Genomic DNA, 23701 nt, shown 5'->3' with positions numbered 1-23701 from the left:
TATATGGATATAGCTCAAGAATTGTTAAATGGAAATCGTTTAGCATTAACTCGTGCAATCACAGCAATTGAAAATGAAACAGATGCTGCAGTAGAAATCATGAAAAAACTGTATCCACATACTGGGCATGCCTTTGTCCTTGGTATTACTGGCCCACCAGGTGCAGGTAAATCCACTCTTACCGATAGACTCGCAAGAGCTTATCGTAATCAGGGAAAAACAGTTGGTATTATAGCTATTGACCCAACTAGTCCATTCACAGGCGGAGCTATCTTAGGTGACCGTATAAGAATGAACAGCTTAACCCTCGATGAAGGTGTCTTTATCCGTAGTATGGGGACAAGAGGTAGCTTAGGCGGCTTATCTCATAAAACAGCTGATGCAATAAAAGCTATGGATGCTTTTGGTAAAGATGTAATTATTGTAGAAACTGTAGGGGTAGGACAATCTGAGGTTGATATCGTTAAAGCGGCTGATACTACTATGGTTGTAATGGTACCAGGCCTTGGTGATGATATCCAAGCTATAAAAGCAGGAATATTGGAAATTGGTGATATCTTCACTATCAATAAAGCAGATCTTGATGGTGCAGATAAATTATATACAGAGCTTAATATGATGCTAGACCTTGATGGAGAAACACCAGATTGGCGTCCTCCAGTTAAAAAAGTCATGGCTAGTAGAGGCGAAGGTATTAATGAATTAGTAGATACAATTACTGAACATCAAAATTATTTAGTAGAAAGTGGAACATTAGCTATTAGACGTCATAAACGTGCTAAAAATGAGTTATTGGACCGCTTGAGTGCATCTATTGGTTCTTATATAACAAAACATATTGTAGAAACTGGCGAATTAGATGCTTATGTAAAAGATATTGAAACTCGTCAGAATGACCCATATACAGTAGTTAATACTATTATGGATAATATGTTAAAAAAATAATTTAGATATAATATTTATATCAGGAGGGTTTTATCAATGAAAATCAACAGAGTTGACCATATCGGTATTGCTGTACCAAATCTTCAAGAAGCAAAGAAATTCTATGAAGAAACTTTAGGTATTAAAATCACTAAAGAAGATGAAATTGTAGAAGAACAAAAAGTAAAAGTAAGCTTCGTTCCATGTGGCGATTGCGAAATTGAACTTTTAGAATCCACTACTGAAGATGGCCCAATTGCAAAATATCTTGCAAAAAATGGTGGCCGTTCTGGTATTCAGCACATTGCATTAAACGTTGATAACATTGAAGAAGCTATCGCTGAAATGAAAGAAAAAGGCGTTCGTATGATTGATGAACAACCTCGTTACGGCGCTGGCAATTCCAGCATTGCATTCGTTCATCCAAAAGCTAGCGGTATCTTAGTTGAACTTGCTCAGCGTTTAGATGAAACAAAATAATCTATATTAAATTTTTTAATAGATATAGATTTTATTAAGGAGGTATAACTTTGGCTACAGTTCAAGAACGAATTGACCTCATGAATGCCAAAAAGGAACATATTTTACAAGCAGGCGGTCCTAAACGTGTTGCAAAACAACATGCTAAAGGTAAAATGACTGCTCGTGAACGTATTGAAAAACTTTTTGATGAAGGTACATTTGTAGAATTAGATCAGTTTGTAAAACATCGTTGCACTAACTTTGGTCAGGAAAAGAAAGATTTACCTGCTGAAGGTGTAATTACAGGTTATGGTACAGTTGATGGACGTTTAGTATATGCTTACGCTCAAGACTTCACTGTTGAAGGTGGTTCTCTTGGTGAAATGCATGCTAAAAAAATCTGGAAAGTACAAGAAATGTCCTTGAAAATGGGTGCTCCATGCGTTGGTATCAATGACTCTGGTGGGGCTCGTATTCAAGAAGCTGTTGACGCTCTTTCTGGTTACGGCGGAATTTTCCAGAGAAATACAGACGCTTCCGGTGTTGTTCCACAGATTTCTGTAATCATGGGACCATGCGCAGGTGGTGCAGTATATTCTCCAGCTCTTACTGACTTTATCTACATGGTAAAAAATACTAGCCAGATGTTTATCACTGGTCCTGCTGTTATCAAATCTGTTACTGCTGAAGAAGTAACAGCTGAACAGCTCGGTGGTGCTATGACTCATAACACTACTTCTGGTGTTGCTCATTTTGCTGCTGAAAATGAAGATGATTGTATCGAACAAATTCGTTACTTATTAAGCTTCTTACCAAGCAACAACATGGATGATGCTCCAGAAAGACCTACAAATGATGATCCATCCCGTATGGATGAAGAATTAAACACTGTAATTCCAGATAACGCTAACATGCCTTATGACATGAAAGATGTTATTCGTTCCTTAGTAGATGATGGTGAATTCTATGAAGTTCATCAGCATTATGCTACAAACATCATTACATGTTTTGCTCATTTTGATGGACGTTCCGTTGGTATCATTGCAAACCAACCAGCTGTAATGGCAGGTTGCCTTGATATTAATGCTTCTGATAAATCAGCACGTTTCATTCGTTTCTGTGACGCATTTAATATTCCTATCGTTAACCTCGTTGACGTTCCTGGCTTCTTACCAGGTACAGATCAGGAATATGGCGGTATCATTCGTCATGGTGCAAAAATGCTTTATGCTTATTGCGAAGCAACAGTACCAAAAATTACACTTATCACTCGTAAAGCATATGGTGGTTCTTACCTTGCTATGTGCTCTCGTGAACTCGGTGCTGACCAAGTTATGGCTTGGCCTACAGCAGAAATTGCTGTTATGGGTCCTGCTGGTGCAGCAAACATCATCTTCAGAAAAGACCCTGATGTTGCAGCAAAAACAGCTGAATATGTAGCTGAATTCGCTACACCATACAAAGCTGCTGAACGTGGTTACATTGATATGGTAATTGAACCTAAAGAATCCCGCCCTCGTATTATCACTGCATTGAACATGCTTGCAAGCAAACGTGAAGCACGTCCTGCAAAAAAACATGGTAATGTTCCATTATAATAAGAGGAGAGAGTTTTAAGATGGCAAATAATAATGCTCCTATCAGTGAAGAAATAGTAGCTGCTATTACTGCTGCTGTAGAAATGATGGTTGGTCATAAAGTTATGGCTGTTCGTATTAAACGTAGCGATGCATGGGTTATGGCTGGCAGACGCGATGCTGTTTAATAAATCATCAATCAAATAAAAAAGATAATTCTTGGAGGAATACGTCGTGAAAAAATTTAACATCACTGTAAATGGTAACGCTTATGAAGTTGAAATTGAAGAAGTAAAAGCTGCTGCTCCAGTTGCTGCTGCACCAAAAGCTGCTCCAGCTGCTGCACCTGCACCAAAAGCTGCTCCAGCTGCCGCTGCTGCTGCACCTGCTGCTGGTGACAACACTGTTACTGCTCCAATGCCTGGTAAAATTGTAAAATTAGTAGCTTCCGTAGGTCAAGCTGTTAATGCTGGCGATGTTCTTTTAATTCTTGAAGCTATGAAAATGCAGAACGAAATCACAGCTCCAGCTGCTGGTACAGTTAAATCTTTCGCAGTTAACGCTGGCGATAGCGTAAAACCTGGTCAGACTATGGTTGTTATCGGTTAATTTTAATCGATAAATTACAAAGAAAGGGCCCATTAGTTAAGCTAATGGGTTCTTTTTGTATTTGTATATAATCTTTATATTTATAAATGGAGAGATTATTATGGATATTGATAAAGTTTATAATCTGTTTTTTAGTCCAACAGATACAACAAAATTCGTATTACAGTTTTTGAGTGAGCAAATAAGCCCTAATTATAAAAATATAAATTTAACATCAAGAGATACAAATCTAGATGATGTATCTTTAGCTGAAAATGATTTAGTATTTTTAGGTGTTCCTTCATATGCAGGTAGAGTGCCTATTACTTTTAAAGAACGTTTTAGCAAAATTAAAGGTAATAATGCATTAGCGATAGTAGTTGTAACCTATGGAAATAGAGCACAAGAAGATACTTTAATAGAATTATTTGATATGGCTAAAGAGCAAGGTTTTAGAATTTTAGCAGGTTCAGCAGTTGTAACAGAGCATTCAATAATTCATGACTTTGGCAAGGGTAGACCAGATAGAAAAGATAAAGCTGAATTGATAAGTTTTATGCAAAAGTTAAAAAATAAACTCCAAGAAGATGTTTTATTAGTAGATGAAATACCGGGAAATAGACCTTATAAAGAAGTAAAATTAGCACCAATGGCGCCAGATTTTATAAAAGAAAATTGTGTAGCTTGTGGTAAATGTGCAAGTGAATGTCCTACAGGTGCTATTGATAGTAAGACTTATAAATGCAATAGTGAAAAATGTATTTCTTGCTTACGTTGTGTAAAAGTTTGTCCGATAAATTGTCGTTTTGTGGATAATAGAGTATTGGAAAATTTACGTGTTCATTTGACTCCATTGTGTAATGAATGTAAAGACAATCAATTTTATTTATAAAAAAAATACTCTAGAGCAATATAAGCTCTAGAGTATTTTTACATTAAAATTGATTAGTGTCAGTGAATACATCGTCCCAGAATGTATAAAGAAAAACTACAACGATTAGAAATAATAAAAATAAATCACCCATGATAAAATCTCCAATATAAAATATATTAAATTTTAATTATTATATTTGAGGATAAAGTAGCGTAAAGGCTTGTAAATATTATATAAAATGGCAGCTTTTATCGGTAATAGAAGAACTGATTTTACGATACGCATGATATAAAAAGAAGTAGCAGCATCTTTATACATTAAAGTAAGCCAGATATTGTTGAGAATACAATCAACAAATAAGAAAATAGTTAAATTCATAAGCAATAATTTTTTTAAAGTAATAGTTTTTTTATAAAGAAATTTGCCATAAATAAAACTAGAGGCAATAGCACTTATAGTAAATCCAGGAAAATATAAACCTGGCATAAAAAGATTGCTACCGATAATATCTGCAAGAGCTGACATAATAATAGTTTTTGTTGTGCCAAAACGCATGGCATATAAACAAATCGGAATAAAAGCAAAATCTACGCGAATGAAAGTGGTTTGAATGGCAAAAACATAAGTAAATAAAATTGTTAAAGCCATGAAAATACCACCATAAACGATAGATGATAATGATGAGTTGTTGTACATGAGATTAAACCTCCTTGATATTGCGTTGCCACATAGGAGGAATATTCCTTCATGTAGCAGCGGGATGCGATATTTGTACCGCAAGAAAAACTTTTCGTTCAAATAGCAACTCCCCGTCTATTTGACACTTAACGCACAAATATCTACTCTGCTGAATAGCACTATCAATTATAAAACTATAAAGAAGGCTTGTCTATATAAAAATTTCTAATGAGTATAAGTAAATAAAGATGGTAGTATTTTTAGCTAGATAATAGATACTACGAATAAAATGTGATATTATGTAAACGATATAATATAATTTTTTGGAGCAAAGGAATAGTGATTCATAATGAAAAAATTTATCGTATTTTTGCTTTTAGGCGTGATGTTTGTATTTAATACAGTAGCATATGCACAAGCTGAAAATACAGCGCAAGATAAGATTGGTGGAGCTGATGAGGCAACGGATATACAGGTAAATAATAATGTAAATACTGTAAAACGTTGGATTTTGATAAATATACCAGCACGTTCATTGCGTTTATATGATAATGATAAATGTATAGAGATGTATCCTGTTGGCGTAGGTAAAATAGAAACTAAAACTCCAGTTGGTTTTTATAAAGTTGTAGAAAAAATTGTAAATCCTACATGGACAGACCCTGCTGATGTAAGCGTAGTTATTCCTTCCGGTGAAGATAATCCACTTGGTTATCGTTGGATTGGCATTGGTGGCAATTATGGTATACATGGGACAAATAGACCAGACTCTGTAGGTCATTATGTTTCTAATGGCTGTGTACGTATGGTTGAAGCCGATGTAGAAAAAGTATTTGATAAAGTTGAAGTTGGTACAGAAGTTCAAATTATGTACAACCGTCTAGTTATTGATAAAACTTTTGATGGTAGAGTAGCTTATTATATTTATCCAGATGGATATGATATGCAAAATTTAACAGTGGATTTTGTAAAACAAGGTCTAAAAGGTTATGGTATAGCTGATTTCATAACTGATGAAGCTGTGGCTAAATCTATAGAATTATCTAATGGTCAACCAAATTATGTAGCAGCACCTGTAAATATTATGTTTAATGGTAAAAAACTTAATTATAAAGCAGTTAATTATAAAAATTTAATTTATGTACCAGTAAAAGCTTTAGCTACTACATTAAATACGCCAATAACTATGGATAATAATTTAGTAAAAACACAAAAAGGTGAAGCTGATACCAGTCTTTATAGTAATGTAGCTTATATGCGTTTGACAGATATAGCAAATATTTTTGATTATGATTATAGCTTAAATAAAAATGTTACAGAAATAACTTTAAATAAAATTACTGCTGATAAAAATGTAGTAGATATCCCTGCTAATACTACAAATAAAGAAATTGTTGTTCCTAAAAAACAAACAGATGAAAAAATTAATTTAATGGAAAACGACAATAAAAATCTTGAACAAGATAATAATACACAATCCGATAAAAAAGCTGTAGCAGATAAGAAAAACAAACAGGAAAAAGCAAATACAGATGTTAAAAAATAATGGAGGTCATTGTGGAGCGAAGAGAAGATAATAAGAAAAGATTTATTATTATAGATGGTAGTAGTTTAATGTATAGAGCATTTTTTGCTTTGCCACTACTTACTTCTTCAAGTGGTATATATACAAATGCTATCATGGGTTTTTCTAATATGTTGGGAAAAATCTTAACAGAATATAAGCCAGATAATATAGTTGTGGCTTTTGATAAAAGTCGTCAAACTTTTCGTACACAAATGTATGCAGAGTATAAGGGACAAAGAGAAAAAACTCCAGATGAATTAAAATCACAGATACCGTTACTACGTGAATTTTTGGAAGCTTTGGGTATTGCTTTTATTGAAAAAGATAATTATGAAGCAGATGATATCATCGGTACTTTGGCAACAAAAGCAGCTAGTCAAGATTATGAAGCCTTGATTGTAACAGGTGATAAAGATGCTTTGCAATTAATTCGCCCTAATTTAAAAGTTATGCTCACTAAACGCGGTATCATGGATATGCAGATTTTTGATGAAGAAGCATTTAAAGAAAAATATGCAGGTCTTGAACCGATAAAATTAATTGATATAAAAGCTTTGATGGGTGATAGCTCAGATAATATTCCGGGTGTACCAGGAATTGGCGAGAAAACAGCTTTGAAATTATTATCACAATATCAAGATTTAGAAAATCTCTTGAATAATATAGATAATGTTTCAGGTAAAAAATTAAAAGAAAAATTACAGGAAAATCAAGAATTAGCTAGATTATCTTATAAATTGGCTACTATATGCTGTGAAGTAGATGTGGATTTTAAACCACAAGAGTTTGAATTGACTCCTAATTTGCAAAAACTAAATGATTTTTGTCAAAAATATGAGTTGAAAACAGTTTTGACTCGTATGAAAAAAGTCTTAGCTGATAAATTAGAAGTTGCAAGTCAAAATGATGATGCTGAATTAGCTTTGAATTTTGAAGCTACTATGCCAGTTTATGAGGAATTTACGCAAGATAAAATTGATGCTTTAATATCAAAGATAAAAGCAGAAAAATCTGTTTCCTTTATGGTTTTATTTGAAGGGAAAGTGCCGGATATATCCATTGATATGATGGCTATTTGTTGCAAAGATAGTCTTGGTATCATAAGAGCAAAAGAAGATATAGATAAACTCAGTGAAGTATTGCAAGATGAAACAATCACTAAATTTGTTTATGATGTAAAAATGCTTTATCATTTGAATTTAGATTTAAAAGGTAAGATTTATGATACTTTGCTTATGGCATATCTTTTAGAACCTGCTAAACGAAGCTATGAAATGAATGTATTGTGGCAAATGGCAGATATTGAAGAAGAAATTCCATGGGAAAATCTCAATGAAGAAGAAAAATTAATTTGCGGTGCAAGACATTTAGCTGATTTGAGTAATGTTTTGGCGGATAAATTAGTTGATGAAAAAATGGTAAATCTTTATGAACAGATAGAATTACCACTTGCTAAAATGCTTTGTGATATGGAAACTGTAGGTATTTATATTAATGAGCAAAAACTCGATGATATGAATGAACAGATGTATAAACAAATCACAGCTTTAGAGCAAGATATTTATGAATTGGCTGGAGAAATATTTAATATTAATTCACCAAAACAATTAGGCGATATTTTATTCAATAAATTGGGCTTGCCAGCTTTGAAAAAGACAAAGACAGGATATTCTACAAATGCGGAAGTACTAGAAAATTTAATATATGCTCACCCTATTATCGCTAAGATTTTAGATTATCGTATGTTAAATAAATTAAAAACTACGTATTTAGATGGCTTGAAAGCATTAATCAATCCACAGACTAAGAGAATTCATACAAGTTTCAATCAGACTGTAACAGAAACAGGAAGACTCAGCAGTTCTGAGCCGAATTTGCAAAATATTCCTGTACGCACAGCGGAAGGTAAAAAAATTCGCAGTCTATTTGAGCCCGGCGAAGGTTATGATTATATCTTATCTGCTGACTATTCTCAGATTGAGCTTAGAATAATGGCTCATATGTCAGAGGATAAACATTTTATAGATGCTTTTTGTCATAATCAAGATATTCATACAGCGACAGCAGCTCAAGTATTTAAAGTGCCTATAGATGAAGTTACTTCAGAACTTAGAGGTAAGGCAAAGGCTGTAAATTTCGGTATTATCTATGGTATAAGTGCGTTTGGTTTGGCAAAAAATCTGCATATTTCGCCAAAAGAAGCTAGGGAATATATAGATAATTATTTACAAGAATGTAGTGGCGTGAAGAATTTCATGCATGAAATTGTAGAAAAAGCATATCAAGATGGTTTTGTTACGACTTTATTTGGTCGTCGCCGTTATTTGCCAGCGATTAAGAGCAGTAATTTTAATCAGCGTGCATTAGCAGAACGCATGGCTATGAATACACCAATCCAAGGAACAGCAGCTGACATCATAAAAATTGCGATGAACAGAGCTAGTGAAGCGATAAAAGAAGCTAATTTGAAAAGTAGAATTTTATTGCAAGTACACGATGAATTAGTGTTAGAAGTTGTAAAAGAAGAAATAGAAAAAGTATCAGAAATTTTGACAACAGCTATGCAAAATACAGCTAGTTTAAAAGTGCCACTTATCATTGATATTAATTATGGTAAAAACTGGGCAGAAGCAAAATAAAAAGTAAATTAATTATAAAAAAGGTGGTGGTTTTGTGCCTGAAATGCCAGAAGTAGAAAATATTGTCGTAGGGATTAAAGATTTTATCGAAAATAAAAAAATCGTAGATGTAGAAATCATAAAAGGTGATATAATAAAATCTCCTAGTAGTGATGAATATAAAAAGCTTTTGCAAGATAGAATTATCAAATCTTTAAAACGCAGAGGAAAATATATCATCATGTCCTTAGATGATGGCAGATTAAATATCATTCATTTGCGAATGACAGGAAAGCTATTATATAAACAGGAAAATGAGGATATAGATAAATATAGTTGTGTAATATATCATTTAGAAGATAAAACTAAATTGATATATGCAGATATCCGCAGATTAGGAACTTTGGATTTAATAACTACAGATGAAATTTCTCGCTTAAAAGGGCTATATACTTTAGGTGCAGAACCATTATCTTCAGAATTTACCATAGAGTATTTAAAAGATTGTCTAGATAAGAGTAAAACAAAAATAAAACCATTTTTATTAAATCAAAAAAATGTGGCAGGTTTGGGCAATATATATGTAGATGAAGCACTAGCCATCAGTAAAATTCATCCAGAACGTAAAGCAAATTCTTTAAGTGATGAAGAAATAGAAAAACTTCATCAAGCTATTAATTTGGTTATAAGTGAAGGTATAAGAGATGGCGGCACAAGTTTTCGCGATTATCGCAATGGTTTAGGTGAAAAAGGAAGTCATCAAGATAAATTATATGTATATAATCGCAAAGGCAAAAAATGTAGATTTTGCCATAATTTAATAACTAAAATCGTATTAAATGGCAGAGGTACTTATTTTTGCCCTAATTGTCAAAAATTAAATGATGATAAATAAATTTTAAATAAAAGCTAGAAAGGAGGATTTTTATGAAGATTATAGGTCTTACTGGTGGTATAGCTTGTGGAAAAAGTACGGTTAGTGCTTATTTAAAACAAAAAGGAGCTTTTATCATTGATGGTGATGCTATAGCTCGACAACTATCTGAGCCTAAAAAATCAATTTGGCAAGCGTATGTAAATCATTTTGGCGATAAAGTTTTAAATGCAGATAATAGTTTAAATCGTAGACTCATTGGGCAGATTGTATTTACTGATGAAAAAGAAAAAACATGGATGAATACAACAATGCACCCGTTGATTAGAGATGAAATCGTAAAACAAATAGATGAGTGTAGACAAAATGGTATAGAAGTAGTAATCTTAGATATACCTCTTTTATATGAAGCTAATTGGGATAAATTTGCAGATGAAGTTTGGGTTGTAAAAATCAGCAGACAGTTGCAAATAGAGCGCATTCAAAATCGTGATGGCTTAACTAAAGAAGAAGCAATAAGTAGAATAGATGCACAGATGTCTTTAGAAGAAAAAGCAAAACGTGCAGATGTGGTAATTGATAGTAGTAATGCTCCAGAAGTTACGTTACAATTAGTAGAAAAAATATGGAATGAGAGATTATTATAAAGGGTTGATAATTCATGTCTAGTTTGATTATTGTGAACCGCACACTTGTGATTTTAATCATGAGTTAGGCAAACAAAATAGTCAGCGTATATAGAAATATGTACGTAGAGATAGACAAAGAGCTATCCAATACTGTTTGAATTGCTGGAAAACCCTAAAGATATCTGAACTACAACGTAAACATGAAATAAGGTTAAGCGTGAATGTGGCGAAAGCAGAAAAAATCAGATATATAGCATAAGGTTAAATCCTAAGTGCTGAAAAATGGATAATCAGCAGCGAAGCTCCAAATAGGAGAACGTTCAACGACTATTCCTCTTGAGGGAAGTACTCAGTAAGCGATTGACTGAGGAAGTGGACAGACTCTAACAGATAAAGCTGAGGGATAAGATATAGTCTGTGCCGTTATGAAAGTAACGGAAGTTCATAAGAGAACTGTATAGAAAGTAGCGTTTCTATATGAACGAGACCTCATAATACGACTAAAGTAGAACCTACAGTTTTTGTATATGTTATTTAAAATAAGTAGTTAATATATAAACACTTGTTATATTACTATAGATATGTCATGATTATATTAGATGATAGTATGGAAGTAATATATGGCAAAAGATATGTTTATTCATTAGAAAGAGTAAGTGTTTATTATGGAAAAAGCTTATAAATTTAGGATATACCCCAACAAAACACAAGAGTGTTTACTTCAAAAAACTTTTGGCTGTGTACGTTTTATATATAATTACTTTTTAGATAGAAGAATTAAAGCATATGAGCAAAATAAGAAGACCATAGGTTATAATGAATGTTCAAAAGAGCTTACTCAATTAAAAAAAGAAAAAAAGTGGCTTAAAGAACCAGATAAATCCTCTTTACAAAATGCTTTAAAAAATTTAGATACAGCATATAAAAACTTTTTTAATAGACAAAAAGTAGGCTTTCCTAAATTCAAATCTAAAAAGAATCGGTATAAATCGTATAAAACAAATATGACAAATAACAACATTGTATTTTTAGGAAATAAAATAAAACTACCTAAAATAGGCAAGATTAAAACAAGAGATAAATATCGCCAAATAGAAGGTAGGATTTTAAGTGCGACAGTATCGCAGACTCCTAGTGGAAAATATTACGTTGCACTATGTTGTACAGATGTGCCTCAACCTGAATCTATCAAAACGAATAAATATGTTGGCTTAGATTTAGGGATAAAGAATTTTGTCATAACCTCAGATGCAGTAAAATATAGCAATCCTAAATACTTGCAAAAATCACTGACTAGATTAGCTAAGCTTCAAAGAGAGCTTTCTCGAAAAACAAAAGGAAGCTCAAATTGGGAAAAGGCTAGAGTAAAAGTGGCTAAATTGCATGATAGAATTGCTAATCAAAGATATAATTTACTACATCAAGTAACATGTCAACTTATCAGAAATTACGATGTGATCTGTCTTGAAGATTTGCAGGTTGAAAACATGATGAAAAATCATAAATTAGCAAGAAATATAGCTGATGTTAGCTGGTCAGAGTTTATGAGACAACTAATATATAAAGCCAAATGGTTTGGTAAAATTATTGTCAAAATAGATAAATTTTATCCTTCGAGCCAATTATGTCATATTTGTGGATATAAAAATACTGAAGTAAAAAACTTAAATATTAGAGATTGGAACTGTCCTAAATGTAAAACACATCATGATAGAGATGTAAATGCAGCTATAAATATTAGAAATGAAGGATTAAGAATATTAAACATAGCATAAATAATATATACAAGAACCGTAGGAACTATGGGGATAGCTCGGAGATACTGTATTCGTTAGAATACTTGACCGAGAACCCCGCGACTTTAGTTGTGGGAGGTTCAGGAGTGAGAGGATACACCATCAAGTAAATATTAAGACAAAACGTAAAATGAGTTTTTGGAAAAAATTATTGCTAATGATTTTAGTATTAGCTAGTTTAAGTTATTTTGTTTGGCAAAATGAGGATTTTCAACGAAAATATTTATATCCATATGATTATCAAGATACAATAAATTTTTATGCAGATAGATATGAAGTAGATAGAAATTTAGTGGCAAGTGTTATTTTAGCAGAGAGTAAATTTCGTCAAGATGCTACTTCTGTCCATGGGGCTAGAGGACTTATGCAAATCATGCCAGAAACTGGTAGCTGGATTGCTACGCAAATAGAAGATGATAGTTTTTCTGTAGATAAATTGTATAATGTGAATATGAATATAAAATATGGTACATGGTACCTATCTGAATTGCAGACAGAATTTGAAGGAAATGAAGTATTAGCTCTTGCAGCTTATAATGCAGGTAGAGGAAATGTATATGAATGGATGGAAAAATATCATTGGGATATAAATTTTAAAGATTATACCAAAATACCTTTTCCTGAGACAAGAGAATATGTAAAACGTGTACTAGAAAATAAAAAACATTATAATAAGTTATATAAATAAAGAAGGCTATATATTATGAATAAATCATGATATATAGCTTTCTTCACATATAAAAAATAATATGATAGAATAAGATGCTAAAAAAATAGAATTATAATATGAAGGAGATATTGTGAAACCTATAATAAAGTGGCCAGGTGGAAAATCTGGAGAAATTAAAAATTTTGAATATTTAATTCCAAAATATGATAGATATATTGAGCTTTTTTTGGTGGTGGTGCATTATTTTTTCATTTATCACCACAGAAAGCTTTGGTAAATGATATATCAAAGTCTTTAATTAATTATTATGAATTAATTAAAAATCAGGATAATCAGTTGTATAAATTATTAATTAATTATGATAAAAGTTTTATGGATTTATTATCATTTTGTAATAAATTTTATAATGATATATTAGAAATATATATAAAAACTAGAGATAAAAATTATAAAAAAGAAAATATTGTATATGATTTAAAAATTTTCTCTAAAAAATTAATGCAAAATTTTGATTTAGAATTTTATAATACATTGCTTATAGACAAAAATGAATTTTTTAGACAGATAATAGAAACAGAAACAAATAAAATATTAAGAGTTGTAAAGTTAAATGAAAAGAAACCATTATTAGAAGAGGATTTGAGGGAGAATTTAATAACTGGTTTTATGAGTGGTTATTATATGTATTTTAGAAAGGTGTATAACGATATTAACTTAAAAAGAAATACATCATTATCTAGAGCATATCAAGTAGCTAATTTTTACTTTATAAGAGAATATTGCTATGGCTCTATGTTTAGATATAATAATAATGGTGAATTTAATATACCATATGGAGGAATATCTTATAATAAAAAAATATTAAGAAATAAAATCGAAAATATGTTTAATGAAGAAATTAAACATGTTTTTCAAAATACTAAAATATATTGTTTAGATTTTGCAGATTTCTTTAAACAAGTACAGGTAACTGAAAATGATTTTATCTTTTTAGATCCACCATATGATACAGATTTTTCAGATTATGAAAATAGACAGTTTACAAAAGATGATCAAATACGATTAGCAAATGAGTTAAAAAAAATAAAAGCTAAGTTTATACTAGTAATAAAAAATACAGATTTCATTCGAAATCTGTATGAAAATAATTTTAATATAATATCTTTTGATAATACTTACACATATAATGTACGTGGTAGAAATACAAGAGATGTTGAACATTTAATAATAACAAATATTATTGATTAATGATAAACAGAGTTTAATCTATCAAAGCAAGCTTTAAAATATGTCTTATTTATTTCGCATCCAGCAAAACGTCTGTTTAATTTTAAAGAAGCAATACCAGTTGAACCAACTCCCATGAATGGATCGAAAATTAAATCTTTAGGATTACTGGCAATAGATATAAGATGTTTTAAAAGTTTTATTGGTTTTTGTGTTGGATGATATGGAGATTTTAATCTCTCAGGATAGGAACTTCAAAAAAATTATGCATTTCTTTTTGTGTAGAAAAATTCCAAGTATGACCTTTATTCCATAGACAAACAATGAGTTCACAACTATTTAGAAATCCATTTTTATATATTTTAGGCGGTGGATTAGTTTTATGCCAGATAAAAATTTGAAAAGTATCAAATTCTTTATCGAAAGCTTCATGCCACTGTCCTAATTTATTATAACCAGTAAAGATAAAAATATTTCCAGTTGGTTTTAAAATACGTTTAAAATCATATACTAAATTATGTGGATTTATTGAATTTTTATCCCAATTTGCAATATCATTATTGATGGGTTTTCGTTTAGGCAAAAAAATATTTCCTGTTGAATATTGAGCTATATTATAAGGTGGATCAGTTAAAATTAAGTCAATGCAATTATCAGGAATTGTTTTCATTAAATTAAAACAGTCATCATTTATTAATTTAAACAAAATATTAATCCTTTTTTCAATACTAGCAAAATATGTTCTGTCCATATTAATAGAAAGAGCAAATTTTTCTTGGCTTAAGCCTAATTGCAAACGTTTTTCTTTTATACGTTGCCCTAATTTTTTTCTTATCATAAGAACTCCTTTAGAATTTATGATTTTAAATAAATCGTATAAATATTATGTATATAAATCAACGGATTATAAGTAACAATAACGATGGTAATTTTCGAATAAACATTTATAATATTTTTTAAAATAATTTGGAATAATATAGATAATTTTTGGTATAATATTTATAGAAGATATGCAGGCATTTTTATTTGACAGGATTACTAGTTTATGATAGTATTTGAGTAATAAAAATATAGCCCTTTAAAAAAATCCAGCGAGGTTGAAAGGGAGCACTATATATCTTTATATTGCGCTATCAGTAGCTTTCTTATGCCTTCGCATAGGAAGGCTTTTTTTGATTTTGGGTTTCATTTAAAGTGCGAAGGAGTGACTATGTTGAGTAGAAACAGCGTTTCATTACGTGGTAAAAATATTCTTGGATTAGAATATTTTTCTCCGGAAGAAATCGAATTAGTGTTGGACACAGCAAAAGAGATGAAAAATATCATTCATCGTGATATTAAAAAATTACCAACATTAAGAGGAAAATCAGTTGTTACTTTATTTTATGAACCAAGTACAAGAACACGTACTTCGTTTGAATTAGCAGGCAAATATCTAAGTGCAGATGTAGTAAATATTACATCTAGTACAAGTAGTATTGTTAAAGGTGAAAGTCTTCGCGATACACTACTTACACTTGAAGATATGGGCGTTGATGCTATTATCATGCGTCATAGTGCCGAAGGTGCAGCTGAATATGCAACTAAAGTTGTAAGCCCAGTTATCATAAATGCAGGGGACGGAGCACATGCACATCCATCTCAAGGATTGTTGAATTTATTCACAATTAGACAACATAAAGGAACTTTAAAAGGTTTAAAAGTTGCTATTATTGGGGATATACTTCATAGCCGTGTAGCTCGTAGCGATATTTGGGGTATGAGAAAAATGGGCATAGAAGTTCATCTTGCAGGTCCAAAAACATTATTACCAAGATATTTAGCTGAAGAACCTGGCATTTTTGTACATGACCGTGTGGAAGATGCAATTAAAGATGCTGATGTAATCAATGTTTTACGTATTCAACTTGAACGTATGAAATCAGGTTTATTCCCATCTCTTCGTGAATATGCACGTATCTTTGGCTTGAATAAAGAACGTTTAGCTTTAGCTAAAAAAGATGTATTAATTCTTCATCCAGGTCCAATGAATAAAGGTGTGGAAATTTCTCCAGAAATTGCTTATGGTTTAAATTCTGCAATTCAAGACCAAGTACAAAATGGTGTTGCTGTTCGTATGGCTTTATTAACTCTAACTTTAACAGGAGGAAAAGACAATGAAATTACTGATTAAAGGTGGACGAGTTATAAATCCTGGCAAAGATTTTGATGCTGTCAGTGATGTCCTTGTAGAAAATGGTAAAATCGTAGCTATTGGTGAAAATTTAGAAGCTAGTGATGCAAAAGTAATAGATGCTAAAGGCAAAGTAGTAGCTCCAGGCTTTATTGATATGCACACTCATCTTCGTGAACCTGGTCAAGAAGCTAAAGAAGATTTTGCTTCTGGCTCTAAAGCTGCTGCTGCTGGCGGATTTACAACAGTTGCAACAATGCCAAATACAAAACCTGTAGTAGATAATGCAATCTTAGTAAATGGATTAAAACAACGTGCTCAAGATGAAGGTATAGTGCATATTGAAGTTATTGGTGCACTCACTAAAGGGCAAGAAGGAAAAGAATTAGCAGAAGTCGGCGATATGGCACAAGCTGGTGCTGTAGCTTTTTCTGATGATGGTCACTTTGATAATAATTGCAAATTAATGCTTAATGCATTTGATTATTTAAGAACTTTTGATAAAGCAATTATGTCTCATGCAGAAGAAACAAGTCTTGTAGCAGAAGGTGTAATGAATGAAGGTCATCGTTCTGCTATGCTTGGTATGAAAGGTAGACCAACAGTAGCAGAAGATATCGCAGTAATGCGTGAAATTTTGTTAGCTGAATATGCTGATGCATGGGTGCATATCTCTCATATTAGTTCTAAAAATGCAATTGATATGGTTCGTCAAGCTAAAAAACGTGGTGTGAGAGTTACAGCAGAAGTAACACCTCATCATTTGACTATGACTGATGAAATGGTAGATCCAACAGATTCTTCAACAAAAGTAAATCCACCGCTTCGTGGACAAGCTGATGTAAATGCAGCTCTTGAAGGATTAAAAGATGGTACTATTGATATCATTGCAACAGACCATTCACCACATGCTCAAGAAGAAAAAGACCGTGAATATAAATTTGCTCCAAGTGGATTCCCAGGTCTTGAAACTGCGCTTGGTGTATTATTAACAGATTTATATCATAAAGATTTAATTTCTTTAAATGAGCTTGTAGCTAAAATGAGTTATATGCCAGGTAAATTATTCTTCGATGGTAAACGTGGTATCTTAGAAGAAAATGCTATGGCAGATATAACTATTTTTGACCCAGAACTTGAATGGACAGTAGAAAAAGAAAAATTCTACACAAAAGGTTCTCATAGTCCATTTGTAGGTCGTACATTAAAAGGTAAAGCCGTTATGACCATTGTTGAAGGCAATATTGTAATGGATAATGGTGAAATTATAGCTTAATAATTTGGAGGTGCTCTTTTGAAAGGCAAATTAGTATTAGAAGACGGAGCAGTTTTTTATGGCGATATGCTTGATGAAAGACCTGTTTTAGGTGAAGTTGTATTCAATACTGGTATGACAGGTTATCAGGAAATTTTAACTGACCCATCTTATTGCAGTCAAATCGTTACACTCACTTACCCATTAATCGGTAACTATGGTGCAGCAAAAAAATTCAATCAATCTCGTAAATGTTTCTTCAATGGTTTTATCATTGGCGAACTTTGTGATATTGGTAGCAACTGGCAAAAAGAAGAAGAATTAGCTGAATTCTTAAAAGCACAAGATATTCCTTGTTTATATAATGTAGACACTCGTGCTGTTACTCGTCATATTCGTTCTTTAGGTGCTATGAAAGGTGTTCTTGTACCTGAAACTGCAACTCAAGAAGAAATTGACGCTTTAATGAAAAATGAAATTCCAAAAGAAGTAGTAAAAATTGTTACTACACCAAAAATTTATAAAATGGAAAATCCAGGCGGTCCACATGTTGTAGTTATGGACTTTGGTATAAAACAACATATTTTAGATTCTCTTCATGGTATTGGTTGTGATTTAACAATCGTTCCAGCTGATACTAAAGCTGATGAAATCATGGCTTTAAATCCAGATGGTATCTTCTTATCCAATGGCCCTGGGGATCCAAAAGATTTACCAGAAATCATTGAAGTAGTACGTGAAATTGCAGGTAAAAAACCTACATTTGGTATTTGTCTTGGTCATCAGTTATTATCCTTAGCTTTTGGTGCAGACACTTATAAATTAAAATTCGGTCATCGTGGTTCCAATCAACCAGTTAAAAACTTACTCACTGGTAGAGTTCATATTACATCTCAAAACCACGGTTATGCTGTAGATGAAGAATCTTTAAAAGGATTGCCACTTGAAGTAACTCATAGAGCTGTAAACGATGGTACAGTAGAAGGTATTCGTCATACACAATTACCTATTTTCTCTGTACAATATCATCCAGAGGCTTCACCAGGTCCAGATGATAATAGATATTTATTTGACCAATTTTGGGCAATGCTTCAGAAAGGGGAATAATTAAGTGCCAAAAAAACAAAATCTAAAAAAAGTAATGGTTATCGGTTCTGGTCCTATTATCATTGGTCAGGCTGCTGAATTTGACTATGCAGGTACACAGGCTTGCCGTGCATTAAAAGAAGAAGGACTTGAAGTTGTACTTGTAAACAGTAACCCTGCTACAATTATGACAGATAAAGATATCGCTGACCGTGTATATATAGAACCTCTTACAGTTGAATTTTTAGATGAAATTTTAGCAAAAGAACGTCCAGATGGTTTACTTGCAACATTAGGTGGTCAGGCTGGTCTTAACCTTGCTGTAAAATTATCTGAAGCAGGTCTTTTAGAAAAATATAATGTTGAATTATTAGGTACTTCTTTGGAAGCTATTGAACGCGCTGAAGACCGTGAGCTTTTCAAAGAAACTATGCAAAAATTAGGTGAACCAATTCCAGAAAGTACAATCGTTGATGATGTAGCTTCTGCTGTAGATTTTGCAAATCAGATTGGTTATCCTATCATCGTACGTCCAGCATATACTCTTGGTGGTACTGGCGGCGGTATTGCAGAAAATGAAGAAGAATTAATTGAAATCGTTATTCGCGGTTTAAAATACAGTATGATAGGTCAAGTACTTATCGAACGTAGTGTTGCTGGTTGGAAAGAAGTAGAATACGAAGTTATGCGTGACTCCAACGATAACTGTATTGTAGTCTGCAACATGGAAAACCTTGACCCAGTTGGTGTGCATACAGGTGATAGTATCGTAGTTGCACCATCTCAGACACTTACTGACCATGAATATCAAATGCTTCGTAGTGCATCTTTACGTATTATTCGTGAACTCGGTATCGAAGGTGGATGTAATGCACAATTCGCATTAGATACAAAATCCAATCAATATTATGTAATCGAAGTTAACCCACGTGTTAGCCGTTCTAGTGCGCTCGCTTCTAAAGCTACTGGTTATCCAATCGCTAAAGTTTCCGCTAAAATTGCTATCGGTTATACTTTAGATGAAATCACAAATGCAGTAACAAAGAAAACAAAAGCTTGCTTTGAACCTTCCTTAGACTATTGCGTAGTTAAATTCCCTCGTTGGCCATTCGATAAATTCGTATATGCTGACCGCACACTTGGTACACAGATGAAAGCAACAGGTGAAGTTATGTCTATCGACCGTTGCTTTGAAGGTGCATTATTAAAAGCAGTACGTTCTCTTGAAATCGGTGTAAATCGCTTACACATTGATAAAATTGATACTTGGAGCGATGAAGAACTTAAAAATCATTTATCTCGTATCAATGATGAACGTTTATTCGTTATCGCTGAAGTATTACGTCGCGGCATTTGTGATATTGATGAAATCAATGCAATCACAAAAATTGATAAATGGTTCTTACGTAGAATTAAAAATATCACAGATACAGAAATTGCACTTGCAAAAGATGGCTTAACAGAAGAAAACTTACGTCGTGCAAAACGCTATGGTTTAGCAGACCGTTCTATTGCTGAAATTGTAGGCAAAGAAATGAATGAAGTTCGCAACATGAGAAAAGATATTAATCTTTTACCTTGTTATAAAATGGTTGATACTTGTGCTGCTGAATTTGAAGCTGCTACACCATATTATTACTCTACATTCCATGCTCAAGAAGATGAAGTACAGACTACAAATAAACGTAAAGTAATCGTTTTAGGTTCTGGTCCAATCCGCATTGGTCAGGGTGTAGAATTCGACTATTGTTCCGTTCATTCTGTATGGGCACTTCGCAAAATGGGTATTGAAGCAATCATCATTAACAATAACCCAGAAACAGTAAGTACAGACTTTGATATTTCCGATAGACTCTATTTTGAACCACTTACAACAGAAGATGTTTTAAATATCATTGATAAAGAACAGCCAGAAGGTGTTATCGTTCAGTTCGGTGGTCAGACTGCAATCAACCTTGCAGCATCTTTAAAAGCTGCTGGTGTAAAAGTATTCGGTACATCTGTTGATGATATCGACCGTGCTGAAGACCGTGAACGTTTTGATGAAGTATTAGAACAGACTAATATCGCAAGACCTCAAGGTGCTAGCGTAACAAATGTTGAAGATGCAGTAAAAGCAGCTGAAAAAATCGGATATCCTTCCATGGTTCGTCCATCTTACGTACTTGGTGGTCGTGCAATGGAAATCGTATATAATGAAGATGAATTACGCGATTATATGAACCGTGCTGTAAAAGTTACACCAGATCATCCTGTACTCATCGACCATTATATGCAAGGTACAGAAGTAGAAGTTGATGCTATTGCTGATGGTGAAACAGTAGTAATTCCAGGTATCATGGAACATATCGAACGTGCTGGTGTTCACTCTGGAGATAGTATTGCGGTATATCCTCCACAGACTTTATCTTCTAAAGTAATCTTCACTATCATTGACTATACAAAACGTCTTGGCTTAAATCTCAATGTTAAAGGTTTATTAAATATCCAATACGTTGTAGTAAATGATAATGTATATGTAATCGAAGTAAATCCTCGTTCTAGCCGTACTGTACCATTCTTAAGCAAAGTTACAGATATCAATATGGTAGAGCTTGCTACTCGTGCAGCATTAGGTGAAAAACTTACAGATCTTGGTTTAAAATCTGGTCTTGTAGAACCAAAACCATATGTAGCTTTAAAAGCTCCTGTATTCTCCTTTGCTAAGATGCAAGATGTAGATATTTCCCTTGGACCTGAAATGAAATCCACAGGTGAAGTAATGGGTATTGACTACCATTATGCACGTGCTTTATATAAAGCTATCACAGGTGCAGGTATGAATATTCCTCATGAAGGAACAATTCTCTTCACTGTAGCTAATAAAGACAAAGAAGAAATGAAACAATTAGGTAGAGCTTTTGCTGAACTTGGTTTTAAAATTGCAGCTACAGAAGGTACAGCTAAAGCATTAAAAGAAGTAGGCGTAGAATCTTCTATCGTATATAAAGTTCATGAACGTGGACAAAATGTAGGCAGTGATCGTAGCAGCGATATCATTAAAATGATTAAAGCTGGCGGTATTAATATGGTTATTACTACACAAACTCCAGGTCAGAAATTCGCTAAAGATGGTTTCAGAATTCGCCGTGCTACTGTAGAACATGGTATTGCATGTCTTACATCTTTAGATACTGCTTGGGAAGTATTGCGTGTATTGAGCTTCATTCGTGAACGTCGTTTAGTATATTCTTTAGCACTTCAAGATTATATTGGTCGTGGCGATGAACTAGCATAATTTAACGTAAAATTTATACGCCGATAGGATTTCTTATCGGCGTATATTTGTAAAAATACACATTGCAATGTCGAGTTTATATTGTTGGATAATTGTAGTAAATTCAATTAAATGATAACGAGGTATTTTTATGGTAAAAGATAAATTAATCGTTGCTCTTGATTTCCATACAAAAGAAGATGCGCTTGCTTTAGTTGATAAATTAGGCGATAGTGTTGTTTTCTATAAAGTAGGAATGGAATTATTCTATAGAGTAGGTTCATCTATTATTGAAGAATTGAAAAAACGCAATAAAAAAATCTTTTTAGATTTAAAATTGCATGATATTCCAAACACAGTAGCACAAGGATTATGTTCACTTTTATATCAAGGTGTAGACATTATGAATGTACATGCTTCAGGTGGATACACTATGATGAAAACAGCAGCAGATACAGTGCGTGCTGAAGCAAAAAAAATGGGTATTGAAGCACCAAAAATTATTGCTGTAACAATTTTAACAAGTATCAATGAAGCTGATTGGGAAGGTCTTGGTCAAACTGCTTCTATAAAAGATCAGGTAATTCGCTTAGCAAAACTCACTAAAGAAGCTGGACTTGATGGTGTAGTAGCATCACCACAAGAAGCAAAATTCATTCGTGAAGCTTGTGGCGAAGATTTCCTTATCATAACACCAGGTGTGCGTCCTGCTGGTGCTTCTATTGATGACCAAAGCAGAATTGCAACTCCAGCTAGAGCTTTAGCAGATGGTGCTACTCATCTTGTTGTAGGCAGACCAATAAGAGTAGCTCAAAATCCAGTGGAAGCTGTTGAAAATATATTAAAAGAAATGGAGAATGCTTAATCATGACTGAACAAGAAGTAAAAGAATTATTAATAAAAACTAATGCTATTATGGAAGGTCATTTCCTTTTAACTTCTGGACTTCATAGCCCAATGTATGTAGAAAAATTCAATGTATTACAGCAACCAAAATACACAGAACAGCTTTGCAAAGCACTTGCTGAATATTTTGCTGATAAAAATATTGATACTGTAGTAGGCCCTATGACTGGTGGTATTTTACTTGCTCATGAAGTTGGTAAAGCACTTGGTACAAGAGCTATTTTCACAGAACGTGTTGATGGTAAAATGACTTTTCGTCGTGGTTTTAGCTTAAAACCAGGTGAAAGAGTTGCTATTGTTGAAGATATCGTTACAACTGGTGGTTCTGTAAGAGAAGTTATTGATGTAGTAAAAGCTGAAGGTGCTATTCCAGTAGGTGTAGGTCTTCTTGTAGATAGAAGCGGTGGTAAAGCTACATTTGAAGATGTTCCTGCTCATGCACTTTTACATCTTGATGTTACAACTTATAAACCAGAAGAATGCCCACTTTGCCATGACAATGTACCTATGACAAAACGTGGTCGTACTGGTAAATAATTTT

At 32.8% G+C, this 23701-nt stretch carries 23 protein-coding genes and 1 riboswitch; of the genes, 20 read left to right on the top strand and 3 right to left on the bottom strand.

Annotation, left to right across the window (positions count from 1 at the left end):
* Positions 1-3: 3 nt before the first annotated feature.
* The 6 genes from meaB (at position 4) to GXM21_RS09800 (ending at position 4443) form a co-directional block, all read left to right on the top strand.
* Positions 4-945 carry a methylmalonyl Co-A mutase-associated GTPase MeaB gene (meaB, locus tag GXM21_RS09820; RefSeq protein ID WP_008539954.1) on the top strand — a complete coding sequence of 314 codons (942 nt, stop codon included), beginning with the start codon at positions 4-6 and terminating at the stop codon, positions 943-945.
* Between the two features lie 36 nt (positions 946-981).
* On the top strand, positions 982-1404 hold the full coding sequence (gene mce / locus GXM21_RS09815; RefSeq protein ID WP_008539955.1) for a methylmalonyl-CoA epimerase: 423 nt from the start codon (positions 982-984) through the stop codon (positions 1402-1404).
* A gap of 50 nt (positions 1405-1454) precedes the next feature.
* The gene (gene mmdA / locus GXM21_RS09810) at positions 1455-2984 is read left to right on the top strand and encodes a methylmalonyl-CoA decarboxylase subunit alpha (protein ID WP_008539956.1); all 1530 of its coding nucleotides are present in this window, start codon (positions 1455-1457) and stop codon (positions 2982-2984) included.
* 20 nt (positions 2985-3004) lie between these two features.
* A complete protein-coding gene (locus tag GXM21_RS12870) occupies positions 3005-3151 on the top strand; it encodes a hypothetical protein (protein ID WP_008539962.1) in 147 nt (48 codons plus the stop codon).
* A 46-nt stretch (positions 3152-3197) separates the two neighbouring features.
* The gene (locus tag GXM21_RS09805; protein WP_008539964.1) at positions 3198-3572 is read left to right on the top strand and encodes a biotin/lipoyl-containing protein; all 375 of its coding nucleotides are present in this window, start codon (positions 3198-3200) and stop codon (positions 3570-3572) included.
* Between the two features lie 100 nt (positions 3573-3672).
* Positions 3673-4443, top strand: a complete 771-nt coding sequence (locus GXM21_RS09800) for a 4Fe-4S binding protein (protein ID WP_008539965.1) — start codon at positions 3673-3675, stop codon at positions 4441-4443.
* Between the two features lie 165 nt (positions 4444-4608).
* Here GXM21_RS09800 and GXM21_RS09795 read toward each other — a convergent pair whose 3' ends face one another.
* A complete protein-coding gene (locus GXM21_RS09795; protein WP_008539967.1) occupies positions 4609-5121 on the bottom strand; it encodes a folate family ECF transporter S component in 513 nt (170 codons plus the stop codon).
* Between the two features lie 55 nt (positions 5122-5176).
* Positions 5177-5274: riboswitch (THF riboswitch) on the bottom strand.
* A gap of 178 nt (positions 5275-5452) precedes the next feature.
* Here GXM21_RS09795 and GXM21_RS09790 point away from each other — a divergent pair.
* From GXM21_RS09790 to GXM21_RS09755, 8 genes are all read left to right on the top strand, one after another.
* Positions 5453-6649: a L,D-transpeptidase gene (locus GXM21_RS09790; protein WP_008539969.1), complete on the top strand. Its 1197-nt coding sequence runs from the start codon at positions 5453-5455 to the stop codon at positions 6647-6649.
* 11 nt (positions 6650-6660) lie between these two features.
* Positions 6661-9309, top strand: coding sequence for a DNA polymerase I (gene polA / locus GXM21_RS09785; RefSeq protein ID WP_008539971.1), 2649 nt, complete (start codon positions 6661-6663; stop codon positions 9307-9309).
* Between the two features lie 43 nt (positions 9310-9352).
* Positions 9353-10183, top strand: a complete 831-nt coding sequence (gene mutM, locus GXM21_RS09780) for a DNA-formamidopyrimidine glycosylase (RefSeq protein WP_244263891.1) — start codon at positions 9353-9355, stop codon at positions 10181-10183.
* Positions 10184-10215: 32 nt separating this feature from the next.
* Positions 10216-10809, top strand: coding sequence for a dephospho-CoA kinase (coaE, locus tag GXM21_RS09775; protein WP_008539973.1), 594 nt, complete (start codon positions 10216-10218; stop codon positions 10807-10809).
* 647 nt (positions 10810-11456) lie between these two features.
* Positions 11457-12566, top strand: coding sequence for an IS200/IS605 family element RNA-guided endonuclease TnpB (gene tnpB, locus GXM21_RS09770; protein ID WP_008539974.1), 1110 nt, complete (start codon positions 11457-11459; stop codon positions 12564-12566).
* Between the two features lie 151 nt (positions 12567-12717).
* On the top strand, positions 12718-13275 hold the full coding sequence (locus tag GXM21_RS09765; RefSeq protein WP_015562059.1) for a lytic transglycosylase domain-containing protein: 558 nt from the start codon (positions 12718-12720) through the stop codon (positions 13273-13275).
* Between the two features lie 112 nt (positions 13276-13387).
* On the top strand, positions 13388-13534 hold the full coding sequence (locus tag GXM21_RS09760; RefSeq protein WP_154645574.1) for a hypothetical protein: 147 nt from the start codon (positions 13388-13390) through the stop codon (positions 13532-13534).
* Positions 13528-14505: a DNA adenine methylase gene (locus GXM21_RS09755; RefSeq protein ID WP_249068210.1), complete on the top strand. Its 978-nt coding sequence runs from the start codon at positions 13528-13530 to the stop codon at positions 14503-14505. Before GXM21_RS09760 ends, GXM21_RS09755 begins: the two co-directional genes overlap by 7 nt.
* Here GXM21_RS09755 and GXM21_RS13255 read toward each other — a convergent pair.
* Together GXM21_RS13255 and GXM21_RS12935 are read right to left on the bottom strand one after the other, a co-directional pair.
* Entirely contained in the window at positions 14502-14660 is a 159-nt protein-coding gene (locus GXM21_RS13255; protein WP_421648075.1) for a DNA methyltransferase, read from the bottom strand. The two genes, GXM21_RS09755 and GXM21_RS13255, sit on opposite strands and share 4 nt — an antisense overlap.
* A gap of 56 nt (positions 14661-14716) precedes the next feature.
* Positions 14717-15322 (bottom strand): DNA methyltransferase, encoded by a 606-nt coding sequence (locus GXM21_RS12935; RefSeq protein ID WP_008539978.1) that lies wholly within the window; start codon positions 15320-15322, stop codon positions 14717-14719.
* A 372-nt stretch (positions 15323-15694) separates the two neighbouring features.
* Here GXM21_RS12935 and GXM21_RS09740 point away from each other — a divergent pair, with 372 nt between their 5' ends.
* The 6 genes from GXM21_RS09740 to pyrE all read left to right on the top strand — a co-directional run bounded on the left by GXM21_RS09740 (position 15695) and on the right by pyrE (position 23697).
* Entirely contained in the window at positions 15695-16657 is a 963-nt protein-coding gene (locus tag GXM21_RS09740; RefSeq protein ID WP_008539980.1) for an aspartate carbamoyltransferase catalytic subunit, read from the top strand.
* Entirely contained in the window at positions 16641-17933 is a 1293-nt protein-coding gene (locus GXM21_RS09735) for a dihydroorotase (protein ID WP_008539981.1), read from the top strand. The genes GXM21_RS09740 and GXM21_RS09735 overlap by 17 nt, the downstream gene beginning before the upstream one ends.
* A gap of 18 nt (positions 17934-17951) precedes the next feature.
* Positions 17952-19019, top strand: a complete 1068-nt coding sequence (carA, locus tag GXM21_RS09730; protein WP_008539982.1) for a glutamine-hydrolyzing carbamoyl-phosphate synthase small subunit — start codon at positions 17952-17954, stop codon at positions 19017-19019.
* A 4-nt stretch (positions 19020-19023) separates the two neighbouring features.
* Positions 19024-22275 carry a carbamoyl-phosphate synthase large subunit gene (gene carB / locus GXM21_RS09725; RefSeq protein WP_008539983.1) on the top strand — a complete coding sequence of 1084 codons (3252 nt, stop codon included), beginning with the start codon at positions 19024-19026 and terminating at the stop codon, positions 22273-22275.
* A gap of 130 nt (positions 22276-22405) precedes the next feature.
* Positions 22406-23119, top strand: coding sequence for an orotidine-5'-phosphate decarboxylase (pyrF, locus tag GXM21_RS09720; protein WP_008539984.1), 714 nt, complete (start codon positions 22406-22408; stop codon positions 23117-23119).
* 2 nt (positions 23120-23121) lie between these two features.
* Positions 23122-23697 (top strand): orotate phosphoribosyltransferase, encoded by a 576-nt coding sequence (gene pyrE, locus GXM21_RS09715; RefSeq protein ID WP_008539985.1) that lies wholly within the window; start codon positions 23122-23124, stop codon positions 23695-23697.
* Positions 23698-23701: the final 4 nt, after the last annotated feature.

The sequence above is a fragment of the Megamonas funiformis genome, from assembly GCF_010669225.1.
GTDB classification, from domain to species: Bacteria; Bacillota; Negativicutes; order Selenomonadales; family Selenomonadaceae; genus Megamonas; species Megamonas funiformis.
Note: the sequence above shows the minus strand (reverse complement) of the source record. Positions and strands in the feature narration are given on the sequence as shown.